20 protein-coding genes are annotated in these 22,875 nt (G+C 57.8%); 8 read left to right on the forward strand and 12 right to left on the reverse strand.

Annotation, left to right across the window (positions count from 1 at the left end):
- Positions 1 to 178: 178 nt before the first annotated feature.
- From G5221_RS03795 to serA, 3 genes are all read left to right on the forward strand, one after another.
- Positions 179 to 775 carry a 5-formyltetrahydrofolate cyclo-ligase gene (locus G5221_RS03795; protein ID WP_005337635.1) on the forward strand — a complete coding sequence of 199 codons (597 nt, stop codon included), beginning with the start codon at positions 179 to 181 and terminating at the stop codon, positions 773 to 775.
- Between the two features lie 161 nt (positions 776 to 936).
- Positions 937 to 1,590 (forward strand): ribose-5-phosphate isomerase RpiA, encoded by a 654-nt coding sequence (rpiA, locus tag G5221_RS03800; RefSeq protein WP_005353106.1) that lies wholly within the window; start codon positions 937 to 939, stop codon positions 1,588 to 1,590.
- 324 nt (positions 1,591 to 1,914) lie between these two features.
- The gene (gene serA, locus G5221_RS03805; protein ID WP_005337639.1) at positions 1,915 to 3,147 is read left to right on the forward strand and encodes a phosphoglycerate dehydrogenase; all 1,233 of its coding nucleotides are present in this window, start codon (positions 1,915 to 1,917) and stop codon (positions 3,145 to 3,147) included.
- An 81-nt stretch (positions 3,148 to 3,228) separates the two neighbouring features.
- On the opposite strand, the gene G5221_RS03810 is transcribed toward serA, so the two are convergent.
- Entirely contained in the window at positions 3,229 to 3,609 is a 381-nt protein-coding gene (locus tag G5221_RS03810; RefSeq protein ID WP_005337641.1) for a diacylglycerol kinase, read from the reverse strand.
- 144 nt (positions 3,610 to 3,753) lie between these two features.
- Between G5221_RS03810 and G5221_RS03815 the strand changes: the two genes are divergently transcribed.
- A complete protein-coding gene (locus tag G5221_RS03815; RefSeq protein WP_201995127.1) occupies positions 3,754 to 4,815 on the forward strand; it encodes a 3-deoxy-7-phosphoheptulonate synthase in 1,062 nt (353 codons plus the stop codon).
- 116 nt (positions 4,816 to 4,931) lie between these two features.
- On the opposite strand, the gene G5221_RS03820 is transcribed toward G5221_RS03815, so the two are convergent.
- The 3 genes from G5221_RS03820 to G5221_RS03830 all read right to left on the reverse strand — a co-directional run bounded on the left by G5221_RS03820 (position 4,932) and on the right by G5221_RS03830 (position 7,631).
- Positions 4,932 to 5,729, reverse strand: a complete 798-nt coding sequence (locus G5221_RS03820) for an ATP-binding cassette domain-containing protein (protein ID WP_421262940.1) — start codon at positions 5,727 to 5,729, stop codon at positions 4,932 to 4,934.
- Positions 5,730 to 5,794: 65 nt separating this feature from the next.
- Positions 5,795 to 6,802, reverse strand: a complete 1,008-nt coding sequence (gene btuC / locus G5221_RS03825) for a vitamin B12 ABC transporter permease BtuC (RefSeq protein WP_421262855.1) — start codon at positions 6,800 to 6,802, stop codon at positions 5,795 to 5,797.
- Between the two features lie 97 nt (positions 6,803 to 6,899).
- Positions 6,900 to 7,631: a substrate-binding periplasmic protein gene (locus tag G5221_RS03830; protein WP_013723600.1), complete on the reverse strand. Its 732-nt coding sequence runs from the start codon at positions 7,629 to 7,631 to the stop codon at positions 6,900 to 6,902.
- Between the two features lie 112 nt (positions 7,632 to 7,743).
- Between G5221_RS03830 and G5221_RS03835 the strand changes: the two genes are divergently transcribed.
- Positions 7,744 to 8,100, forward strand: coding sequence for a DMT family protein (locus tag G5221_RS03835; protein ID WP_005353120.1), 357 nt, complete (start codon positions 7,744 to 7,746; stop codon positions 8,098 to 8,100).
- Between the two features lie 58 nt (positions 8,101 to 8,158).
- Positions 8,159 to 9,298: a type IVa pilus ATPase TapW gene (gene tapW, locus G5221_RS03840; protein ID WP_139473595.1), complete on the forward strand. Its 1,140-nt coding sequence runs from the start codon at positions 8,159 to 8,161 to the stop codon at positions 9,296 to 9,298.
- Between the two features lie 93 nt (positions 9,299 to 9,391).
- Here the strand turns inward: tapW and G5221_RS03845 are convergent, their stop codons facing one another.
- Positions 9,392 to 9,841: a methyltransferase family protein gene (locus G5221_RS03845; protein ID WP_421262856.1), complete on the reverse strand. Its 450-nt coding sequence runs from the start codon at positions 9,839 to 9,841 to the stop codon at positions 9,392 to 9,394.
- 173 nt (positions 9,842 to 10,014) lie between these two features.
- Here G5221_RS03845 and alr point away from each other — a divergent pair, with 173 nt between their 5' ends.
- Positions 10,015 to 11,241, forward strand: coding sequence for an alanine racemase (gene alr, locus G5221_RS03850; RefSeq protein ID WP_103422279.1), 1,227 nt, complete (start codon positions 10,015 to 10,017; stop codon positions 11,239 to 11,241).
- A gap of 65 nt (positions 11,242 to 11,306) precedes the next feature.
- Here the strand turns inward: alr and G5221_RS03855 are convergent, their stop codons facing one another.
- The 7 genes from G5221_RS03855 to G5221_RS03885 form a co-directional block, all read right to left on the reverse strand.
- Positions 11,307 to 12,251, reverse strand: coding sequence for a TerC family protein (locus tag G5221_RS03855; protein WP_005337664.1), 945 nt, complete (start codon positions 12,249 to 12,251; stop codon positions 11,307 to 11,309).
- A gap of 302 nt (positions 12,252 to 12,553) precedes the next feature.
- Positions 12,554 to 13,549: a murein tripeptide/oligopeptide ABC transporter ATP binding protein OppF gene (gene oppF / locus G5221_RS03860; protein ID WP_421262857.1), complete on the reverse strand. Its 996-nt coding sequence runs from the start codon at positions 13,547 to 13,549 to the stop codon at positions 12,554 to 12,556.
- Positions 13,550 to 14,530, reverse strand: a complete 981-nt coding sequence (locus tag G5221_RS03865; protein WP_100646210.1) for an ABC transporter ATP-binding protein — start codon at positions 14,528 to 14,530, stop codon at positions 13,550 to 13,552.
- Positions 14,531 to 14,584: 54 nt separating this feature from the next.
- Positions 14,585 to 15,496 carry an oligopeptide ABC transporter permease OppC gene (oppC, locus tag G5221_RS03870; RefSeq protein WP_005337670.1) on the reverse strand — a complete coding sequence of 304 codons (912 nt, stop codon included), beginning with the start codon at positions 15,494 to 15,496 and terminating at the stop codon, positions 14,585 to 14,587.
- Positions 15,497 to 15,510: 14 nt separating this feature from the next.
- Positions 15,511 to 16,431 (reverse strand): oligopeptide ABC transporter permease OppB, encoded by a 921-nt coding sequence (oppB, locus tag G5221_RS03875; RefSeq protein WP_005337672.1) that lies wholly within the window; start codon positions 16,429 to 16,431, stop codon positions 15,511 to 15,513.
- Between the two features lie 98 nt (positions 16,432 to 16,529).
- The gene (locus G5221_RS03880; RefSeq protein WP_421262858.1) at positions 16,530 to 18,149 is read right to left on the reverse strand and encodes an ABC transporter substrate-binding protein; all 1,620 of its coding nucleotides are present in this window, start codon (positions 18,147 to 18,149) and stop codon (positions 16,530 to 16,532) included.
- Between the two features lie 279 nt (positions 18,150 to 18,428).
- Positions 18,429 to 19,064: a YchE family NAAT transporter gene (locus tag G5221_RS03885; protein ID WP_005337678.1), complete on the reverse strand. Its 636-nt coding sequence runs from the start codon at positions 19,062 to 19,064 to the stop codon at positions 18,429 to 18,431.
- An 840-nt stretch (positions 19,065 to 19,904) separates the two neighbouring features.
- Between G5221_RS03885 and adhE the strand changes: the two genes are divergently transcribed.
- Complete coding sequence (adhE, locus tag G5221_RS03890; protein ID WP_421262859.1) at positions 19,905 to 22,571, forward strand: bifunctional acetaldehyde-CoA/alcohol dehydrogenase; 2,667 nt, start codon at positions 19,905 to 19,907, stop codon at positions 22,569 to 22,571.
- Positions 22,572 to 22,875 lie beyond the last annotated feature (304 nt).

Raw genomic sequence — 22,875 nt, forward strand, 5'->3', positions numbered from 1 at the left:
CAGGGGCCACACCCTGGCCCTTGTTGACTCACTATCGGACCCGCCAGCATTAATCCCATCGTCCCGGGCATCAGCCGTCCGGGGCGGGAGTTCCCCTGTCCCCCTTAACGTCAAGAGTGAATGTGCTAAGGTAGAGCGCGTTCAAGCCATCGATGCGCAGCTATACCAGAGGTTCCCCATGCATGAGTCCCAACCCGAACGTCAATCCCTGCGCCAACTGGTTCGTCAACGCCGCAAAAATCTGAGTCCGGCCGAGCAGCAGGCGGCGGCCCAACAGCTGCTGGCCCAGTTCAAGCAACACCCCGAGATCCTCGCCGCCAAACGCATTGCCCTCTATCTGGCCAATGACGGGGAGATCAACCCCTTGCCCACCATCCATTGGCTGTGGGCCCAGCACAAAGAGGTCTACCTGCCGGTGCTCCACCCCTTTACCCCGGGTCACCTGCTCTTTTTGCGCTATACCGCCACCAGCCCCATGGTGCGCAACCGCTACGGCATCGAAGAGCCGGAGCTGGATATCCTGCAGGTGGTGCCCCACAGCACGCTCGATCTTATCTGCACCCCGCTGGTCGCCTTCGATGCCCAGGGCAATCGCCTTGGCATGGGGGGCGGCTACTACGATCGCACCCTCGCCATCTGGCATGAGCACAAGCTGGGGCCCAAGCCACTCGGCATTGCCCACGACTGCCAGCAGGTGGATGCGGTCCCGCAAGAGGAGTGGGATGTGCCGCTGCCCCAGATCATCACCCCGAGCCACTGCTGGCGCTTTGAATAGGCTGTTTTTGGCAGGCAGCCCCTGCTTTGTGTGCGCAAACGCAGAATAAACAGGCAAACGATTTACAAAGTCCCTCTTTTTGCCCAGGAACGTGAGCAACAAGGTCGCGACGGGGTACCGGGTTGGATATAATGCGCCCGCTTTTTTCTTAAGGAACGATCATGACTCAAGATGAAATGAAGAAGGCGGCCGGTTGGGCTGCGCTCAAGTATGTGGTTCCCGGCACCATCGTCGGGGTGGGCACCGGCTCTACCGTCAACCACTTTATCGACGCGCTGGCGACCATGAAGGACGAGATCAAGGGGGCGGTATCCAGCTCCGTGGCCTCTACCGAGCGCCTCAAGGGCTTCGGCATCACCGTATATGATCTCAACGAGATCGACGCCCTCTCCGTCTATGTGGATGGCGCCGACGAGATCAACGCAACCCGCGACATGATCAAGGGTGGTGGCGCAGCCCTGACCCGCGAGAAGATCGTTGCCGCCGTCGCTGACAAGTTCATCTGCATCATCGACAACACCAAAACCGTCGACGTGCTGGGCCAGTTCCCGCTGCCGGTGGAAGTGATCCCGATGGCCCGCGAATACGTGGCCCGCGAAATTCGCAAACTGGGTGGCAACCCGGTGTGGCGTGAAGGGGTTGTCACCGACAACGGCAACCACATTCTGGATGTGAAAGGCATGGCCATTACCGACGCCAAGGCGCTGGAAGTGAGACTGAACGCCATCGTTGGCGTGGTCACCAACGGCCTGTTCGCCGCCCGCGGCGCCGATGTTGTCCTGATCGGTACGCCGGACGGCGTGATTACCCAGTAATCCCGACACCGGTAGCACAGTGCAGCGGCATCCTCCCTCGCCCGCCAGCGCCACTCTACCAGCCCTGACGCAACAGCGGCGTTGATTGAGCCCCGAGATGGGATATGACCCAAACATTGCACTGTGAATAAATGACGGCGCCTGATGGCGCCGTTTTTATTTATCCCTCAACAAGTTGCATACGGATGTTTACAACATTCGTTGATAACTTCAAAGAATTTGACTTTCGTCACAAATATTCCCTCTCCCAAACGTTTTTGCTACTTTACGGTTTTCTTCGCACACCAAATCTGCACTTACGTTTGCACATACAGAGGGATCGTCATGACTGCCAAGTTTTCGTTGGACAAGGATAAAATCAAGGTTCTGCTGCTGGAGGGGGTTCACCCCAACACCGTTGAGACCTTTCGTGCCGCAGGTTACACCAGTGTGGAGTATCTCAAGACCTCGCTTTCCGAAGAGGAGCTGATCGAGCAGATCCGCGACGTCCATTTCATCGGGCTGCGCTCCCGCACCCAGATCACCGAGAAGGTGCTCGACGCCGCCAACAAGCTGGTCGCCATCGGCTGCTTCTGCATCGGTACCAACCAGGTCGAGCTGGAGGCGGCCCAGATCCGCGGTATTCCGGTCTTCAACGCCCCCTTCTCCAACACCCGCTCGGTCGCCGAGCTGGTACTGGGCGAGATCCTGCTGCTGCTGCGCGGCATCCCCGAGAAGAACGCCAAGTGCCATCGCGGCGTGTGGGAAAAACTGGCCAACCGCTCGGTGGAAGCGCGCGGCAAGAAGCTCGGCATCATCGGCTACGGCCACATCGGTACCCAGCTTGGCATCATCGCCGAGAGCATCGGCATGAAGGTTTATTACTACGATATCGAGAACAAGCTCTCGCTGGGTAACGCCATTCAGGTGCCGAGCATGGTCGAGCTGCTCAATATGTCTGACGTCATCAGCCTGCACGTGCCGGAGACCGCCTCCACCAAGAACATGATCGGAGCCGAGCAGCTGCGGATGATGAAACCGGGCGCCATCTTTATCAACGCCGCCCGCGGTACCGTGGTGGATATCGATGCGCTGGCTGACGTCATCAAGAGCGGCCATATTGCCGGCGCCGCCATCGACGTCTTCCCGGTCGAGCCCAAGTCCAACGACGAGGAGTTCCAAAGCCCGCTGCGTGGGCTGGAGAACGTGATCCTGACCCCGCACATCGGTGGCACCACCCATGAGGCGCAGGAGAACATCGGGCTGGAAGTGGCCAACAAGCTGGTCAAATACTCCGACAACGGCTCTACCCTCTCCGCCGTCAACTTCCCGGAAGTGTCGCTGCCGGGCCACAAGGGCTCCAGCCGCCTGCTGCACATTCACCGCAACCAGCCGGGGGTGATGAACCAGATCAACCAGATCTTCGCCGAAGAGGGGATCAACATCGCCGGTCAATACCTGCAAACCAGCAGCCATATCGGTTACGTGGTGATCGACGTGGAGACCGAGCACAGCGAGAAGGCGCTAGCCAAGCTCAAGGAGATCAACGGCACCATCCGTGCCCGCATCCTCCACTGATAGCCCCTTATCTGCGCAGCAAAAAGCCCGTCGTGATGACGGGCTTTTTTATGAAGCAGAACCTAAAGGCAGCGTAGTGACTTACCACCATCCCAACAGGTTGCGGCCCACCAGCGCGCCCCATACCAGGGCATTAAGGGCCAGCGCGATAAAGACGGCGGCAGAGCCCAGATCCTTGGCGCGACCGGAGAGCTCATGATGCTCAGAGCCAACCCTGTCTACCACAGCTTCAATGGCGGAGTTGAGGATCTCGACGATCACCACCAGCCAACTGATGACGATAAGCAGCAGGATCTGGTTGAGAGAATCCCCCAGCCAGAAGGCAAGTGGCATCAGCAACAGGATCAGCATCAGCTCCTGCCGAAAAGCCGCCTCGTTAATCCAGGCTGACTTGAGCCCCTTCATGCTGTAACCGGTTGCGTTGATGATGCGGGTGACCCCGGTTGCCCCTGGCTTTGCCACGCTATCTACCTCATTTGGAATCGATTTTGGCCTCACATCCTATCAGAGCCCCCCAAGGTTTCAATCAGGGGACTTTTGCTTTATTTTATCTCTTTGCTTTTTCGCCCCTTGCGGCTGACACCACCCACTCGAGACTTGAGTTGTATGTCCATTCACACAGATGAATTGCGCACCCGTCGCCTGGAGTCACTGATCACTCCGAGCGAGCTTGCACACGCGTTTCCGATCACCGATACCATTGCCCAGAATCTGCTGGATGCCCGTCGCGAAGTGGAAGCCATTCTAGCCGGAGACGATCAGCGCCTGCTGGTCATTGTCGGCCCCTGCTCTATTCATGATCCCGCTGCTGCTCGCGAGTATGCCCAGCGCCTCAACGCCCTGCGCGAGCAGTATAAAGAGAGCCTCTGCATCGTGATGCGCACCTACTTCGAGAAGCCGCGCACCATCGTCGGCTGGAAAGGGCTGATCAACGATCCGCGCCTCGATGGCAGCTTCGATGTCAACGAAGGGCTGAAACTGGCGCGCAAACTGCTGGTCGATATCAACGAACTGGGCATGCCAACCGCCACCGAATTCCTCGATATGGTGACCGGCCAGTATATTGCCGACCTCATCACCTGGGGCGCCATCGGCGCACGTACCACCGAATCCCAGGTACACCGCGAGATGGCTTCGGCCCTCTCCTGCCCGGTTGGCTTCAAGAACGGCACCGACGGCAATACCCGCATCGCCATCGATGCGGTGCGCGCCGCCCGTCACAGCCACATCTTCTATTCGCCGGACAAGGACGGCAAGATGACCATCTACCGCACCGCCGGTAACCCCTTTGGTCATGTGATCCTGCGCGGTGGCCACCGCCCCAACTACGACACCGCCAGTGTCGATGAAGCGTGTGAAGCGCTGGCCGATGTGGGCCTGCCGGAGCGTCTGGTAGTCGATTTCAGCCACGGCAACAGCATGAAGGATCACCGTCGTCAGCTGCTGGTGGCGCAAGATATCTGCGATCAGCTGCGCCGCGGCCGTACCGGCATCGCCGGCATCATGGCAGAAAGCTTCCTGGTGGAAGGGCGTCAGGATGTGGAGAACGGCTGCGCCGCCACCTTTGGCCAGAGCATCACAGATGCTTGTCTATCGTGGAACGATACCGAAACCCTGCTGGCGATGCTGGCAGAGGCGGCGCAGGTGCGCCTGAGCAAACAGGCTTGAACTGCGAATAAAACCAAAGGGGCCGGTATTTTTGATACTGGCCCCTTCTTCTTGCTATCGGCCGATTACGCTTCGCTAATCGACCCTACATGCGCGCTCTTTCCTATACACCCTACTTATAAACTGGGCATAAACCACACCCGGCCTGCCGCTTCGATGCGATCGGTGCTGATCTGGAATACCTGCACCAGCAGTGCCTCATCCACCAGCTCGACACCCCCTTCGCGCACCACAGCGCCCCCTTGCAGGCAGAGAATGCGGTCGGCCCAGTCGATAGCCAGATTGATATCGTGGATGGCAAGTACCACCAGCAATCCCTGCCCGGCCAGCTTTTTCAGCAGCCGTAATAGCGCCAGCTGATGATGCAGGTCGAGCCCCGCCAGCGGCTCGTCCAGCAGCAGCACCTTGCCGGTCGGATTGAGGCTCGGCCACACCTGCAGCAGGGTGCGGGCGATCAGCACCCGCTGCTGCTCGCCCCCCGACAAACGGCTGAAGTCCCGGGCCAACAAGGCTTCCAGCTCCAATGCCTCGCACAGTGCATTTATCGCCTCGCTCTGCCTGGCGGGCGAAACCGCCTCATCGAGCCCCAGGCTCAACACCTGAAACACCGGAATATGAAACAGCTGGGGCTGACGCTGGGGCAACATAGCGCGCCGTTTGGCAAGCTCGGGCCAACTCAGGTCAGTAAGCACTTCCCCCCTCAGCAGTACTGTGCCTTTAGCGGGCAAAATCCCCGCCAACGCACCGAGCAGGGTGGACTTGCCACTGCCATTGGGGCCGAGCAGCGCCACCAGCTGGCCGTCATGCCAACGGATATTGAGGGGAGAGAGCCGTCCGGCAATGGCGAGCTCGCGCGCCTCCAGCCGCGGCGCAGTAGCACCAGAAGAAACCGGCATGTGATCAGCGGGCGACATCGACATCTTGCCTCAACAACGGGTAAATAAGGTGACTGCGCGCCCCGACCAAATCATGCAGATATTCATGCAGCACCATCGGCAGTTTGCCTCAATAGCAGATAGATAAAGAGCGGCGCCCCCACCGAGGCGGTGATGACCCCGATAGGCAACTCCCCCGCGCTCAGGGTGGATCGAGCAACCAGATCGGCTGCCAGCAGCAGGGCCCCACCACCGAGCGCCGACGCAGGCAGCAGGAAACGCTGATCGCTACCGCCACAGAGCCGCAGCAGATGGGGCACCACAAGCCCGACAAAACCGATCACCCCGCACAGGGATACCGCCACACCGGTCAGCAGACAGACCGCCAGCACCAGCCGTACTCGCATCCTGTCGACATCCATCCCCATCAGGCGGGCCTGGGTCTCCCCCAGCAGCAACTGTTGCAGCGCCTTGCCCTGCCAGCAGAGCCAGCCCAGGGTGAGCGGCAGCACCAGCCACCACCAGGCAAACTGCTGGCTGCCGTAAGAGAGGCTGCCCATCATCCAGAACATGAATTCACGCAAGGAGCCGTCGTCGGCAAAGTACATCAGCCAGGTCATGGCGGCATTGGTGAGAATACCGATAGCCACCCCAAACAGTAGCAAGCGGGCATGGCCGAGACGCGCCCGGCGAGCCAGCCGAATGAGCAGCATGGTCACCAGCAGGGCGCCACCGAAGGCCGCCAGCGACAGCCCCCAGCCGGGCAGATAGGCACCGAGGGATTTGGCTACCGCCATCGCCACCATGGCGGCAAGGCCTGCCCCGCTTGAAACGCCAAGCAGCCCGGGTTCTGCCACCGGGTTGTGCAGCATCACCTGCAGCACGGCGCCGCCACAGGCAAGCGCGGCGCCAGCCAAGAGGGCCAGCAAGGCTCGCGGCAGACGCAGCTCCAGCAGGATGCGCTGTTCGAGATCGCCAAGGGGCTGCCAGGGCAGCAGCACAAACTCGCCCCAGACGAGGGAGAAGAGAAACAGCAGCAAGGTCAGCAGCGTCAGGCCACAGAGCCAGCGCCGCTGCCAGCGCTGCTGGCGGGCGATAAGGGAGAGGTACAAGGATGATCCCCGAATAACAAGGCTTCCCCCCGGCCCTGTCGCTGCGCCGGGGAAGAAGCAGGAAAAGGGCATGATAACAGTGGCTTGCCACCCAAGGTCAAGGCTGGTAACGCTTTGCCATCACGCTTATCTCGCCGCTGGCCACCAGATTTTGCAGCGCTACCAGCAAGGGCTGGCGCAACGACTGATGAGGTGAGTGCTTGCTCATCCCCAGATAGAGGGTCACCGGCGTGGCGGGGCGGTAGTCCGCCTTGCCTATCCGGCTGGCATTTCCCTGACTCAGGGCATAGTCCACCTGACAGTCGGTGCCAATCATCAGCGGCAGGTGGCCGCGCTGCACCATGCGCAGCAGCTGATCTTCGGTGGGTACTCCGTGCTTGTCGAGGCGGCTGTCACTGTTGAAGGGCTCAAAATAGGCGGAGTTGAGCACATAGCCCACCTTCACCCCCTGCAGATCGCGGTATTGGTGGATCCGGGCCACATTGACCGGCTGACCATAAAACGCGGGCCAGCACTGATAGTAGGCTGGCTGCAGATAGTCGATAAACTGCGCCCGCTCGGCGGTATAGGCGAGGCCAATCATCAGATCGACCTGACCGGTCTGCATCTGCTTGAGCGCCCTGCCCCACGGCATCCGCCGTACCTGCAACTCAATGCCGCTCGCCTGTTGCAACCGGCGCAGGATGTCCATGTCGAGCCCCTGCAACCGGCCATCCGCTTGCAGGATGCGAAATGGCGGCCACAGATCGGTGGCCACCGTCAGCGTCGGGGTCGCTCGCACCGGCATGGCAAATAACAGTAACAACACAATCCCGCATAACTTGCCCATCCCGTCGCATACCTCGCACGGCTTATCCTGTTGGTTAAAAATACCCTCCCGCACCACGTATGAAAACCCGTGGTTCAGGGATAAAATGCGCCGGATTTTCAAGGAGAACCCTATGAACCCGATTTTCGCCAGTATCGGTCTGCTGCTCTGCAGCAACGTCTTTATGACCTTCGCCTGGTACGCTCACCTCAAGAGCATGAACCATAAACCCTGGATCATTGCCGCCCTGGTGAGCTGGGGTATCGCCCTGTTCGAATACCTGCTGCAAGTGCCTGCCAACCGCATCGGCCATACGGTGATGAGCGTGGGCCAACTTAAAATCCTGCAAGAAGTGATCACACTCACCGTATTCGTCCCCTTCTCTATCTTCTATCTCAAGGAAGATCTGAAATGGGACTATCTCTGGGCAGGGCTCTGCATTCTCGGTGCGGTCTTTTTTGTCTTTCGCGAGAAACTGACCGGCGCCTGAGGCTGTACACTCAATATCATCCCGCTCATGGCATCTCATTGATCGACGAGGCAAAAAAATGGAATTGCGAGACATGTTACAGATCCTGGCCAAGCAGGATGGCTCAGACCTCTATCTGTCGACCGGCGCGCCCCCCTGCGCCAAGTTTAACGGCGGCCTGCGCCCCCTCAACGAAACGCCGCTGGAGCCGGGTGAAGTGGCGCGGATCGCCGCCGAGATCATGGATGGCGAGCAGAAACTGCAATTTGACAAGGATCTGGAGATGAACCTCGCCATCTCCCTGCCCCAGATCGGCCGCTTTCGGGTCAACATCTTCAAGCAGCGCAACGAAGTCTCTCTGGTGGCCCGCAACATCAAGACCGAAATCCCCCGCTTTGAAGATCTCAAACTCCCGCCTGTGCTGCTCGACACCATCATGGAAAAACGCGGTCTGGTGCTGTTTGTCGGCGGTACCGGCTCGGGTAAATCCACTTCGCTGGCGGCGCTTATCGACCATCGCAACCGCAACAGCGGTGGCCACATCATCACCATCGAGGATCCGGTGGAGTTCGTTCATCGTCACCGCAAGAGCATCATCAACCAGCGGGAGGTTGGCGTGGATACCCGCAGCTTCCACGCCGCCCTGAAAAACACCCTGCGTCAGGCGCCGGATGTCATTCTTATTGGCGAGATCCGCGATCGCGAGACCATGGAACATGCGCTGGCCTTCTCTGAAACCGGCCACCTTGCCATCTCCACCCTGCACGCCAACAACGCCAACCAGGCGCTGGATCGCATTATCAACTTCTTCCCCGAGGAGCGCCGCCCCCAACTGCTCAACGATCTGGGCAACAACCTCAAGGCTTTTGTCTCCCAGCGGCTGGTGAAAACCACCGATGGCGGTCGCCGGGCCGCGGTGGAGATCATGCTTGGCACCCACACCATCCGCGACATGATCAAGCGCGGCGAATTTGGCGGCCTCAAAGAGGTGATGGAAAAATCCAAGGCCCTCGGTATGGTCACCTTTGACAGTGCCCTGTTTGATCTGGTAGTGGAAGGGGTAATTGAGGAAGAAGAGGCGGTAAAGAACGCCGACTCGGCCAACAACCTGCGCCTCAAGATCAAGCTGTGGAAGGAGAAGGGGCAGATTGCCAGCAGCAGCGATGCCACCGGCTGGAGCCTCGAACCCACCAAGGACGAGAAGGGCGATTTTTTCTAACTAGCCCCTCGAGAACCCCGGGCCCGCCCGGGGTTCTCTTTATCCCGCACAGCTGACCCGACTTATCCCTCAGCTCACGCAGATCATAGCCAGTCAGCACCAACGGCGAACGCGCTGGCAATACGCCACATACTCGTCGCCGAAACGGGCGCATAGCAGCCGCTCCTCCGGCATGATCTGAAAGCGGGTCAGCCAGGCCACCAGCACGATTGGCCCAACCCAGACCCAACTTCCACCGAGATAACAGCCCCAGGCGACCAGCCAGCAGAGCAGTCCCAGATACATGGGATTGCGACTGACACGATAGACGCCACAGGTCACCAGACGACTGGTGTGCTGAGGTTTGGTGGGGCTGACCGTGGTTTGGTGGTGACGAAACCGTTGCAGGGCACCAAAGCCCATGATGGCCCCCGCAACGACCAGCACAGCCATCAGCGCCATTGCCCCGATGCCGGGCTGACTCTCCTCTCTTAGCCACCACATGGCCCCGGCACAGAGCAGAAAGATCAGCGGTGGTGGCAAACGTAACTCAAGATTAACCATTTTCTTCCCCTGACGAGTGTCGGCCGAACCCGTGTTGCGGTAGACTCCCAACCAGTCAGCGCCTGTTGAGAGTGACAAAGATCATAATAATAACAACAAGTTGTGGTTAAACCACCACCAATGTGGCCGACCCCGTCCAAACTATCCAACGCGAATAACAAAAAGGAATCACCATGCACAAGAAAACTCTGCTGGCTACCCTGATCTTCGGCCTGCTCGCGGGCCAAGCCGTTGCGGCTCCCTATCTGCCCCTTGCGACGGATCATCGCAACGGCCAGGAGCAAACCGCCAGCAACGCCTGGTTGGAAGTGGATCTGGGCGCCTTTGAACACAATATCCAGACCCTCAAGGATCGCCTCGGCGACAAGGGCCCGCAGATCTGCGCCATCATGAAGGCCGACGCTTATGGTCATGGCATCGACCTGCTGGTCCCCTCCGTGGTCAAGGCCAATATCCCCTGCATCGGCATCGCCAGCAACGAAGAGGCGCGCGTCGCCCGCGAGAAGGGCTTTACCGGCCGTCTGATGCGGGTGCGTGCTGCCACCCCGGATGAAGTAGAGCAGGCCCTGCCCTACAAGATGGAGGAGCTGATCGGCAGTCTGGTCAGTGCCCAGGGTATCGCCGATATCGCACAGCGCCACCACACCACCATTCCGGTGCATATTGCACTCAACTCCGCCGGCATGAGCCGCAACGGCATCGACCTGCGTCTGGCCGATGCCAAGCAGGATGCGCTGGCTATGCTCAAGCTAAAGGGGATCACCCCGGTCGGCATCATGACCCACTTCCCGGTGGAGGAGAAAGAGGACGTCAAGATGGGGCTGGCCCAGTTCAAACTGGACTCCCAGTGGCTGCTGGAAGCGGGCAAGCTGGATCGCAGCAAGATCACCATCCACGCCGCCAACTCCTTCGCCACTCTGGCCGTGCCGGACGCCTACTTCGACATGGTGCGCCCGGGCGGCCTGCTCTACGGCGACTCCATCCCCTCCCACACCGAATACAAGCGGGTGATGGCATTCAAGACCCAGGTCGCTTCTGTCAACCACTATGCAGCGGGCAACACCGTCGGTTATGACCGCACCTTTACCCTCAAGCGTGACTCCTGGCTCGCCAACCTGCCGCTGGGCTACTCCGATGGCTATCGCCGTGCCCTCAGCAACAAAGCCTATGTGCTGATCCAGGGTCAGAAGGTACCGGTGGTCGGCAAGACTTCCATGAACACCATCATGGTGGATGTGACTGATCTGAAAGGGGTGAAACCCGGCGACGAGGTGGTGCTGTTTGGCCGTCAGGGTGACGCCGAAGTGAAACAGGCGGATCTCGAGGAGTACAACGGCGCCCTGCTGGCGGACATGTACACCATCTGGGGCTACACCAACCCCAAGAAGATCAAACGCTGATCACGCGATATAAAAAAGGGCTCCCGCGGGAGCCCTTGTTGTGATTGCTTAATTGTCTGCCGCGCTCAAGCGGCCTTTTTACGGGTCACAAACAGACTCAGCCCCATGGATGCCAGCAGGATCAACGCGACTACGCCCAGTGCTATGCCGGTCGGGATCTTGAAGATATCCAGCAGCAGCATCTTGACCCCGATAAACATCAGGATCAGCGCCAGACCGTATTTGAGCAGGGCGAAGCGATCAGCCACACCCGCCAGCAGGAAGTACATGGCACGCAGACCCATGATGGCGAAGATGTTGGAGGTCAGCACGATGAAGGGATCCGTGGTCACCGCGAAGATGGCCGGGATACTGTCCACCGCGAAGATGAGATCGCTCACCTCCACCAGCACCAGGATCAGCAGCAGCGGGGTGGCATAGCGCACACCGTCACGCCAGACGAAAAACTTCTCCCCTTCCAGGGTCTCGGTCACCTTGAAGCGACGGCGCATCCAGCCTAGCAGCGGATTGTTGGCCAAGTCAGGCTCCTTGTCGGCCGCCCACAACATCTTGGCACCGGTCAGCAGCAGGAAAGCGCCGAACAGATAGAGGATCCAGTGGAACTGCTCGATGAGCCAGCTGCCCGCGAACACCATACCGGCACGCATCACGATGGCACCCAGTACCCCGTACAGCAGCACCCGGCGCTGCAGCTCGGCTGGAATGGCAAAGTAGCCGAACAGCATCAGCCAGACGAAGACGTTGTCCACTGCCAGCGCTTTCTCGATGAGGTAGCCGGTGAGGAACTCCAGCCCTTTCTGGTTGGCAATCTCACGGCCCGCGCTGTGATCGAGCCAAAGCCAGATGGCCAGGTTGAAGAGCAGCGCCACGCTGACCCAGATGAGGGACCAGACGCCCGCCTCTTTGAGGGACACCTTGTGTGACTTGCCGCCACCGACAAAGCGTATGTCTATCCATAACAGGACCAGCACTATGCTGAAGAAACCGGTCCACATCCACCATTCACCCATGTTCACTTCTCCCAAAAACGACAAAACCCACGACCGAGAGGCATGGGTTTGCGTTTGGAGCAGATACACCTTGCCTCTCGGCAAGGTCTCACTTACAGCTGATTTGCATCGACTGCCCGGCTGCCGGGTGCACTGCAGGAAATGGGTGCACCGTAATGACGACAAACCGGCGAGAAGTTACTCCCCTTGTTGCGCGGATAGTAGCAGCGGTAAAAGATAACGCCAAGAGGCATCTTCACTACCGCCAGAAATAAATCGGGGCCCCATCAAGGAGCCCCGCAAACAGGTTCAACACATCCCCATCAGAGCGGGTCGACCTTGAGGCAGGAGACCGCGTGATCGAAGTTCCCCTCCAGCACGGGGCGGGTCTTGGCGCACTCGGGGCCAGCCACCGGGCAGCGGGAGCGGAACACGCAACCGGACGGCGGGTTCATCGGTGAGGGCAAGTCCCCCTCCAGGATCTGGATCACCTTGTTGCGCTCCAGCTCAGGGTCCGGGATCGGCACCGCTGACATCAGCGCCTTGGTGTAGGGGTGCAACGGGTTGGCGAAGATCTCCTTGCGAGTCCCCAGCTCGACGGCGTTGCCCAGATACATCACCAGTACCCGGTCGGAGATATGCTTGACCACCGACAGATCGTGGGCGATGAAGATAAGCGACAGCCCCATCTCCTTTTGCAGGGATTTGAGTAAGTTGACCACCTGCGCCTGAATGGATACGTCAAGCGCCGACACCGGCTCGTCGCAGATGATCATCTTGGGCTCGAGGATCAGCGCCCGGGCGATACCGATCCGCTGGCACTGGCCGCCAGAAAACTCGTGCGGGTAGCGGTTGACCAGGTTGGGCAACAGCCCCACCTTGCTCATCATGGCGCGCACCTTCTCCTTCACCTCTTCCCGCGGCAGGTTGGGATAGAAGGTGATGAGCGGCTCGGCAATGATGTCGCCGATGGTCATGCGCGGGTTCAGGGAGGCCAGCGGGTCCTGGAAGATCATCTGGATCTCTTTGCGCTTCTCGCGCAGGGCATTCTGATCGAGCTTGGTAAGATCGTCACCCAGCCACACCACCTTGCCATCGGTGGCCGGTACCAGACCGATGATGGCGCGGGCAAAGGTGGACTTGCCGCAGCCGGATTCCCCCACAACACCAAGAGTTTCACCCTCATAGAGACGCAAGGTCACGCCATCGACCGCCTTGAGATCAGACGGCTTGGCCCAGGGCCACGCCTTGCCACTCTTGATACTGAAGTGAACCTTGAGGTCAGACACTTCCAACAGCAATTTTTTGTCGGCACCCATTTAGTTGGCCCCCTTGTTGATGGCATCCGAAACCCAGTGACAGGCACGCTCTCGACCGTCGTTGAACGGGGTCAGAACTGGTGACTGCTGGCCGCAAATCTCGCTGACCCGGTGGCAACGCTCCTGGAAGGGGCAGCCGGTCGGCAGACGCAGCAGGTTGGGCGGATTGCCCGGGATGGTGGGCAGCACTTCCCCTTCGGTATCGAGGCGGGGAATGGCGCGCAGCAAGCCTTCGGTATAGGGGTGGCTCGGGCGATAGAAAATATCGTCTACCTTGCCGTACTCCATGGTACGACCGGCATACATCACCAGCACCTTGTTGCAGATACCGGCGACCACGCCAAGGTCGTGGGTGATCATGATGATGGCGGTGTTGAACTCGCGCTTGAGCTCGTTCATCAGGGTCATGATCTGGGCCTGCACGGTCACGTCGAGCGCGGTGGTCGGCTCGTCGGCGATCAGCAGTTGCGGCCGGCAGAGCAGCGCCATGGCGATCATCACCCGCTGACGCATACCGCCGGAGAACTCGTGGGGATACATCCCCATCCGCTTGCGTGCTTCAGGAATTTTGACCGCATCGAGCATCCGTACCGACTCTTCGAACGCTTCAGCCTTGCTGACGCCCTTATGCAACATCAGCACTTCCATCAGCTGATCCTGCACCTTCATGTAGGGGTTGAGCGAGGTCATGGGGTCCTGGAAGATCATGGCGATCTTCTCGGAGCGGATCTTGTTGAGCTTGGACTCCGGCAGGTTGAGGATCTCCTCACCCTGAAACTTGGCGGAACCGGTAATAATGCCGTTTTTGGCCAGCAGCCCCATGATGGCAAAGGCCGTCTGGGATTTGCCGGAACCGGACTCGCCAACGATCCCCAGGGTTTCACCCGCAGAGAGAGAAAAATTGAGGTCGTTGACCGCCACCACATTGCCGTCCGGGGTCTTGAACTCGACCCGCAGATCTTTCACATCCAGTAACTTCATATAAAAACTCCTTATCGATCTTTCGTGATGCTTTCCTGTCGATCCGATGCTCGATTAACGATCTTTCGGATCGAGGGCGTCACGCAGACCATCCCCGAGGAAGTTGAAGCAAAACAGGGTCACCACCATAAAGCAGGCGGGGAACAGCAGTTGCCAGATGGCCACTTCCATCGACTTGGAGCCTTCATCCAGCAGGGCACCCCAGCTGGTCATCGGTTCCTGAACCCCAAGGCCCAGGAAACTCAGGAAGGATTCAAACATGATCATCCCCGGCACCAGCAAGGTGGCGTAGACGGCCACGATACCGAGTACGTTCGGTACGATATGGCGGGTGATGATCTTCCACTTGGAGACGCCGCAGACGTGGGCCGCCTCGATAAACTCCTTGCTCTTGAGGCTGAGAGTCTGGCCCCGCACGATACGCGCCATGTCGAGCCAGCTCACCGCCCCGATGGCGATAAAGATGAGTGCCAGATTGCGGCCAAAGAAGGTGACCAGCATGATGACGAAGAACATGAAGGGGAAGGCGTTGAGGATCTCCAGTACCCGCATCATCAGGCTGTCGACCCGCCCGCCGATAAAGCCGGAGGCCGCACCATACAGGGTGCCGATGATGACGGCCACCATGGCGCCCATGATGCCGACCATCAGGGAAATGCGACCGCCCAGCAGGGTGCGCACGAACAGATCGCGCCCCAGGCTGTCGGTACCGAAGTAGTGACCCGCTTCCATATCCGGCGGCGACTGCATGGCGCCCCAGTCCGGATCGTCAAAGGTGTATTGGGACAAATGGGGGCCAAAGATGACCGCCAGACCGATGATGGTCAGAATGATCAGGCTGGTCAGGGCCGCCTTGTTACGCAGGAAACGGCGACGGGCATCCTTCCACAGGGAGCGCCCCTCCACCACCTCGACCTTTTGCGCGAACGCCTCGACGGCATCGCGTTTCTCAGTTGAAACAACCATGATGAACTCCCGAATTAGTAACGGATCTTGGGATCGATAAAGGCGTAGAGAATATCGACCACAGCGTTAAAGGTGATGGTGAGGGCGCCGACCAGAATGGTCAGGCCGAGCACCATGGAGTAATCACGGTTAAGGGCACCGTTGACGAACAGCTGACCGATCCCCGGCAGGCCGAAGATGGTCTCGATCACCACGGAGCCTGTGATGATGCCGACAAAGGCCGGGCCCAGATAGGAGACCACTGGCAGCATGGCCGGACGCAGCGCGTGTTTCAGGATGATATGGCGCAGCGGCAAGCCCTTGGCACGGGCGGTACGGATGAAGTTGGAGTTCATGGTCTCGATCATGCTGCCCCGCATGATCCGCGAGATGGCAGAGATGTAGTACATCATCATGCCGAACACCGGCAGCACCATAAACTGGATGCCACCGCCCTGCCAGCCACCGGCAGGGAACCAACCCAGATGAATACTGAAAAAGAGCACCAGCAAGGGCGCCAGCACAAAGCCCGGGATCACCACCCCGGCCATGGCCGACGACATCAGCAGATAGTCGATGATGGTGTTCTGTTTCAGTGCCGCTATGGTACCGAAGGTGACCCCCAGCAACACAGCGAAGAAGAAGGCCGTGGTCCCGATCTTGGCGGAAACAGGCAGCGCCTGACTCACCAGATCATTGACGGTGAAATCCTTGTATTTGAAAGAGGGGCCCAAATCACCCTGCACCAGGTTGCCCAGGTAAGTGAGATATTGCATGCCAATGGGTTTGTCGAGCCCGTATTTGGCCTCGATATTGGCGATGACTTCGGGGGGCAGTGAACGCTCGCTGGTAAAGGGGTTACCGGGGGCGAAACGCATCATGAAGAAAGAGACGGTGATCAAGACCAGCAGAGTCGGGATCGCTTCCAATAGCCGTTTAAAAATGAATTTCAACATAGACATTTCCTGTCCTGTACTGCTTCCAAATGGTCGCGGTTGTAATAAAGGCCCGCCGTCCGGCGGGCCCTGCTTGTTATGCGACTTGTTGCTTTAAATCAGTGAGCAATGATGTACATATCTTTGCTGTAGAGGTTATCCAGCGGGTTGGCCGGGTAGCCACCTACATAGGGTTTGACCATACGGGCAGTCACGTACTGGTAGATGGGGGCGATCGGCATGTCTTTGGCCAGGATCTCTTCAGCCTGGACGTAGAGCTTGTTACGGGCAGCCACATCGACCTGATCACGGGATGAATCCATCAGCTTGTCGAACTCCGGATTGGAGTACTTGCCGTCGTTGTTACCGTGGGTGGTCTGCATCAGATCCAGCATGGAGGAGGCTTCGTTGTAGTCGGCGATCCAGCCGGCACGACCTACGTCAAACTGACCCTGTTTCTTGGTTTCCAGGTAAGTTTTCCACTCCTGGTTGACCAGGCTCACCTGCACCCCCAGCTTCTTCCACATGGAGGCAACGGCCACAGCCACTTTCTTGTGGTTGTCATCGGTGTTGTAAAGCAGCTCGAACTTCAGCGGTTTGCTGGCATCGAAACCGGCCTCTTGCAGCAGCGCCTTGGCCTTGGCATCACGCTCGGCCTGGGTCATCTTCGACCACTCGGGGGCGACCGGCTTGAAGCCATCGACGAAGTCCGGCACCAGGGTGTAACCGGGCGTCTGACCCTGACCCATCACCTTGTCGGCGATCACGTCGCGATCGATGGCATAGGAGAGCGCAGTACGGACGCGCACATCGTCAAACGGCTTCTTCTTGACGTTGTACTGGTAGTAGTAAGTACCAACATAACCGGTCACTTTCAGCTCGTCCGGCTTCTCTTTCTTCATCTGCTTGAAGCGCTCGATGGGCATCTGATAGGTGATGTCCACTTCGCCCGCCAGATAGCGGCTCAGGTCAGCGTTGGTAGACTGGATGGGCAGATAGACCACCTTGTTGATGACGGTCTTGCCATCGTTCCAGTAGTGCTTGTTGCGCTCCACTTCGACGCGCTCGTTCACCACCCAGCTCTTCAGGGTATAGGCACCGTTGGATACCATATTTTCCGGCTGGGTCCACTTGTCACCGAACTTCTCGATCACCTTCTTCGGTACCGGATAGGTGGTGGTGTGGGAGAGCATGCTGACGAAGTAAGGGATCGCTTTCTCGAGCTGCACTTCGAAGGTGTAGTCGTCGGTCGCCTTCACGCCCAGCGTATCAGCCGGCTTTTTACCTGCGATGATCTCGGAGGCATTGGCGATAGTCGGGATCTCCAGATACCAGGAGTAAGGAGAGGCGGTTTTCGGATCAACGGCACGCTGGAAAGCAAAAACGAAATCGTGGGCAGTGACCGGGTCACCGTTGGACCACTTGGCATCTTTGCGCAGGTGGAAGACGTAGTGCTTGTTATCCTTGGTTTCCCAGGATTCAGCCACAGCCGGGAGAATTTCCCCTTTCGGGCCGGATGCAACGAGACCCTCGAACAGGTCGCGCAGGATATTGGATTCGACCGTTCCTTCGGTCTTGTGCGGGTCAAGGGTCGCAGGCTCGGAGCCGTTGCCTTTTACCAGTTGCTGGACTTCAGCCAGCTTGGTTCCCGCCGGAACATCGGCAGCCTGAGCCACATTGACGCCACCAAACAGTGCAGCCACCAGCAATGTGTTAATCATTGTTTTTTTATGAGTCATTTCCCTACTCCAACAAGAACATTCCATGCATTTTTTAAAGTGACGGGGTTAAAACCCGCTCCCAGCATAATTCCCTGCCAATTCCGATAATGCAACAGATATTGTCAGGGTAATCGTCATTTTCTGGTCAAAAAATCAGCTAGCATGCGCTTTTTCAGTATTAAAACACCAGCAAAGCGCTCATTTTTCACACAAACGACCGATTCTAGAAAAGACCGAGCAAAAAGCAACCAATAAAAAGCCGGTCACGAGGACCGGCTTTCATAAAGCGGAGCTGGCTCACATCAGGCTGGGGAAAACCCCCTTGATACCGGCCACCATGATCTCGATACCCAGCGACATCATGATAAGACCCATGATACGGGTCACCACGTTGATGCCGGTGTTGCCCATGATCTTGAACAGCAGCGGCGCGGCGCGGAAGATGAGCCAGGAGCAGAAGGAGAAGACCACGACAACCACTGACATGCCGAGCAGCTGCTGCCAGTGGCTCTGGCTGGCATAGACAATCACCGAGGAGATGGCACCGGGGCCCGCCATCAGCGGCAGCGCCAGCGGTACCACGGCGATAGACTCGCGCACCGCCAGTTCGCCCTTTTCCTGTTTGTTGTGCTTCACCTCGCCCAGCTTGCCCTGCAGCATCGACCAGGCAATCAGGGTAATCAGCGACCCACCGGCAATACGGAACGATGCCAGCGAGATACCAAACCCATCGAGGATCAGCTGCCCCATATACATGGAGACCAACAGGATAACCATCACCGCGATATTGGCGGTGGTATTGGTTTTCATCCGCTCGGCCTGGGTATGGTGGCTGGTCAGGCTGACAAACACCGGCAACAAACCAAGCGGGTTGATAATTGCGAACAAACCGACAAAAAACTTCAGATACAACGAGACGTCAATTGCTGCCATAGGCGCCTTCCAATAGAGTTTCGGGCCCAGCGGGCCAGTCCATTAATTTCGTGCGTAAATTTACATCATAGCCAGAGTGGGTACCAATCAAATAATCTCACCATTTTGAGGGTTTTTTAGTTAGTTCATCTAATGCATCCGCGCTAACTGGCATAAACCGATGCCAAAAGCCCTTTCTACCGCCCGACACGCGCCAGAAAAGTGAGCGCAAGCCTGCTTAATCATGACCAGAGAGTCCGACGATGACTGACCGAATGACCAAGTGACTCGAGAGAATCCACACTTTGCCTTCCCACTATTTCAGGCCAGACATCACTTCATTGACTTGGTAATAGAGCCACAATGCAAAAACCGGGAAAGCGGGCAGAAATGGCGTCCTCGGGGAATAAAGCGGATTAGTCATGGATTAAAACAACAATCATTTTTGCAACAAACGCTGGAATAAAGTGCGTTTGTCGGTGATTTTGAAACCAATTCACTCATATTTGCTAACCTATACCGCCAAAATAGCTCTGTAATACTATGACCGAGTGCAATTAACCACTTGATAAATGTGGTTTATTGCTCTGCATTAACAAGTCTCTCACCTTTCCCTTTGATGCACATTCCGATAACATCAGTCAAACAAGGATTGTGAAATAAAATTTCTTTTGTTCTTTTGTTACACATGATCCAGATCAAGTTTTTCTGAGTCAGCCCCGCTCTATAATCGACTCAGAAAGCGATTTAGTAAGGCATGTGAAAAAGCTGTTGCAACGATACCGTCTTGACAAGGCGACTATAATTGCCGGGCATTGCCAACGTCTTACTAAACAGTTTTCAAATAATCAGGAGATAAACATGGCAGTAACCAATTTGGCTGAACTGGATGCACTGGTCGCCCGCGTTAAGGAAGCCCAGCGTGAATTCGCCAGCTTCTCTCAAGAGCAGGTAGACAAGATCTTCCGTGCCGCCGCCCTGGCCGCCAACAACGCCCGTATCCCCCTGGCCCAGATGGCCGTGGAAGAGTCCGGTATGGGTATCATCGAAGACAAGGTTATCAAGAACCACTTCGCCTCCGAATACATCTACAACAAGTACAAAGACGAGAAGACCTGCGGTATTCTGAGCGAAGATGATCAGATGGGTACCATCACCATCGCCGAGCCGGTAGGTATCATCTGTGGTATCGTTCCGACCACCAACCCGACCTCCACTGCGATCTTCAAATCCATGATCGCACTCAAGACCCGCAACGCCATCATCTTCTCCCCGCACCCCCGTGCCAAGAACTCCACCAATACCGCTGCCAAGCTGGTACTGGATGCAGCTGTTGCCGCTGGTGCGCCGAAAGACATCATCGGCTGGATCGACCAACCGTCTGTTGAGCTCTCCAACGCCCTGATGAAGCACGAAGACATCAACCTGATCCTGGCCACCGGTGGCCCGGGCATGGTGAAAGCAGCCTACTCCTCCGGTAAGCCTGCTATCGGTGTAGGTGCCGGTAACGTACCTATCGTTATCGACGAAACCGCCGACGTGAAGCGTGCCGTTGCCTCCATCCTGATGTCCAAGACTTTCGATAACGGCGTGGTCTGTGCTTCCGAGCAGGCAGTCATCGTTGTTGATGCCATCTACGACCAGGTTAAAGAGCGCTTTGCATCCCACAAGGGCCACGTGCTCTCCAAAGAAGATGCTGACAAGGTACGTAAAGTCATCCTGATCAACGGTGCCCTGAACGCCAACATCGTTGGCCAGCCAGCCACCAAGATTGCCGAGATGGCAGGCGTGACTGTACCGACTGATACCAAGATCCTAATCGGTGAAGGCGTCAAGCTGTGTGCAGAAGATGAGTTTGCTCACGAGAAATTGTCCCCGCTGCTCGGTATGTTCCGTGCAAGCAGCTTCGAAAACGCCGTTGATATGGCCTGTGACATGGTCAACATCGGTGGTATCGGCCACACCTCAGGTCTGTACACCGACCAGGACCGCAACGCTGACCGCATCAAGTACTTCGGCGACAAGATGAAGACCGCGCGTATCCTGATCAACACTCCGTCTACCCAAGGCGGTATCGGTGACCTGTACAACTTCGCAATGGCTCCGTCCCTGACCCTGGGTTGCGGCTCCTGGAGCGGTAACTCCATCTCCGAAAACGTGGGTCCGAAGCACCTGATCAACAAGAAGACAGTCGCAAAACGGGCAGAAAACATGCTGTGGCACAAACTTCCGAAATCCATCTACTTCCGTCGTGGTTCCCTGCCGATCGCTCTGAGCGACCTGGAAGGTAAAAAGCGTGCCATGGTCGTAACTGACCGCTTCCTGTTCAACAACGGCTACGCCGATGAACTGGTCAGCCTGCTGAAAGCACAGAATATGGAAGTGGAAGTGTTCTACGAAGTAGAAGCTGACCCGACCCTGGCTGTGGTTCGCAAGGGTGCCGAGATGGCCAACTCCTTCAAACCGGACGTTATCCTGGCGCTGGGCGGTGGTTCACCGATGGATGCAGCCAAGATCATGTGGGTGATGTACGAGCACCCGAACACCGCGTTCGAAGATCTGGCCATGCGCTTTATGGATATCCGCAAGCGTATCTACAAGTTCCCGAAAATGGGCGTGAAGGCCGAACTGGTCTGTATCACCACCACTTCCGGTACCGGCTCTGAAGTCACTCCGTTTGCGGTAGTAACCGATGAAGTGTCTGGTCAGAAGTATCCGCTGGCTGACTACGAGCTGACCCCGAACATGGCCATCGTTGATGCCAACCTGGTCATGGGCATGCCGAAGTCCCTGTGTGCCTTCGGTGGTATCGATGCCGTGACTCACGCCATGGAAGCCTATGTTTCCGTACTGGCTAACGAGTACTCCGACGGCCAGGCGCTGCAAGCCCTGAAAATGCTGAAAGAGTACCTGCCGTCCAGCTACCAGAACGGTGCCAACGACCCGATCGCTCGTGAGAAGGTGCACAATGCTGCCACCATCGCCGGTATCGCGTTTGCCAACGCCTTCCTGGGTGTGTGCCACTCCATGGCTCACAAACTGGGTGCCGAGTTCCACATTCCGCACGGTCTGGCTAACGCCCTGCTGATCAGCAACGTCATCCGCTACAACGCGAACGACAACCCGACCAAGCAGACTGCGTTCTCCCAGTACGACCGCCCGCAGGCTCGTCGTCGTTACGCCGAAGTCGCTGACCACCTGGGTCTGACTGCTGCCGGTGACCGCACCGCAGCCAAGATCGAGAAGCTGCTGACCTGGCTGGACGAGCTGAAGGCTACCCTGGGTATCCCGGCCTCTATCCGCGAAGCTGGCGTGACTGAAGCTGACTTCCTGGCCAAGGTTGACCAGCTGGCTATCGAAGCTTTCGATGACCAGTGCACCGGCGCCAACCCGCGCTACCCGCTGATCAGCGAGCTGAAGCAGGTGCTGCTGGACTCCTACTACGGTCGTCCGTTCACCGAAGCCGCTCCGGTAACTGCTGCCCCGGTTGAAGCCAAGGTTGAAGGCAAGAAGAAATCCAAGGCCTGATAACCAGTCCTGAGATAACAAGCCCGCGCACTGCGCGGGCTTTTTTTATCTGCCACTTATCACAGAGCTCCTCTCTCCAACCGATTGCGGTAGTGCAGCCCCTAACTTCCCAACCAACCAACTCGCCCCAGCCAATCCGCTATCGATATCCCAACCTGTGACTCTGTATTGATGGTCCCCTCTGATAACAAGAGCACGCCCCATCACCTCCTATCCCCTACCCGCAACGAATTACCCTGACGGGCAGATGTGAACAGTCAACGTCATCTACAGAGCTAAAGGTATGATAAACAGGATAAGCGGA

Origin of the sequence: Aeromonas sp. 602200 (assembly GCF_049173895.1) — a bacterium.
Taxonomy (GTDB): domain Bacteria; phylum Pseudomonadota; class Gammaproteobacteria; order Enterobacterales; family Aeromonadaceae; genus Aeromonas; species Aeromonas veronii_A.

Coding starts and splice junctions, on each gene's coding strand:
- G5221_RS03795 (WP_005337635.1), top strand. CDS start 179: ATGCATGAGTCCCAACCCGAACGTCAATCCCTGCGCCAACTGGTTCGT.
- rpiA (WP_005353106.1), top strand. CDS start 937: ATGACTCAAGATGAAATGAAGAAGGCGGCCGGTTGGGCTGCGCTCAAG.
- serA (WP_005337639.1), top strand. CDS start 1,915: ATGACTGCCAAGTTTTCGTTGGACAAGGATAAAATCAAGGTTCTGCTG.
- G5221_RS03815 (WP_201995127.1), top strand. CDS start 3,754: ATGTCCATTCACACAGATGAATTGCGCACCCGTCGCCTGGAGTCACTG.
- G5221_RS03820 (WP_421262940.1), bottom strand. CDS start 5,729: ATGTCGCCCGCTGATCACATGCCGGTTTCTTCTGGTGCTACTGCGCCG.
- G5221_RS03830 (WP_013723600.1), bottom strand. CDS start 7,631: ATGGGCAAGTTATGCGGGATTGTGTTGTTACTGTTATTTGCCATGCCG.
- G5221_RS03835 (WP_005353120.1), top strand. CDS start 7,744: ATGAACCCGATTTTCGCCAGTATCGGTCTGCTGCTCTGCAGCAACGTC.
- tapW (WP_139473595.1), top strand. CDS start 8,159: ATGGAATTGCGAGACATGTTACAGATCCTGGCCAAGCAGGATGGCTCA.
- G5221_RS03845 (WP_421262856.1), bottom strand. CDS start 9,841: ATGGTTAATCTTGAGTTACGTTTGCCACCACCGCTGATCTTTCTGCTC.
- alr (WP_103422279.1), top strand. CDS start 10,015: ATGCACAAGAAAACTCTGCTGGCTACCCTGATCTTCGGCCTGCTCGCG.
- G5221_RS03855 (WP_005337664.1), bottom strand. CDS start 12,251: ATGGGTGAATGGTGGATGTGGACCGGTTTCTTCAGCATAGTGCTGGTC.
- oppF (WP_421262857.1), bottom strand. CDS start 13,549: ATGGGTGCCGACAAAAAATTGCTGTTGGAAGTGTCTGACCTCAAGGTT.
- G5221_RS03865 (WP_100646210.1), bottom strand. CDS start 14,530: ATGAAGTTACTGGATGTGAAAGATCTGCGGGTCGAGTTCAAGACCCCG.
- oppC (WP_005337670.1), bottom strand. CDS start 15,496: ATGGTTGTTTCAACTGAGAAACGCGATGCCGTCGAGGCGTTCGCGCAA.
- oppB (WP_005337672.1), bottom strand. CDS start 16,431: ATGTTGAAATTCATTTTTAAACGGCTATTGGAAGCGATCCCGACTCTG.
- G5221_RS03880 (WP_421262858.1), bottom strand. CDS start 18,149: ATGACTCATAAAAAAACAATGATTAACACATTGCTGGTGGCTGCACTG.
- G5221_RS03885 (WP_005337678.1), bottom strand. CDS start 19,064: ATGGCAGCAATTGACGTCTCGTTGTATCTGAAGTTTTTTGTCGGTTTG.
- adhE (WP_421262859.1), top strand. CDS start 19,905: ATGGCAGTAACCAATTTGGCTGAACTGGATGCACTGGTCGCCCGCGTT.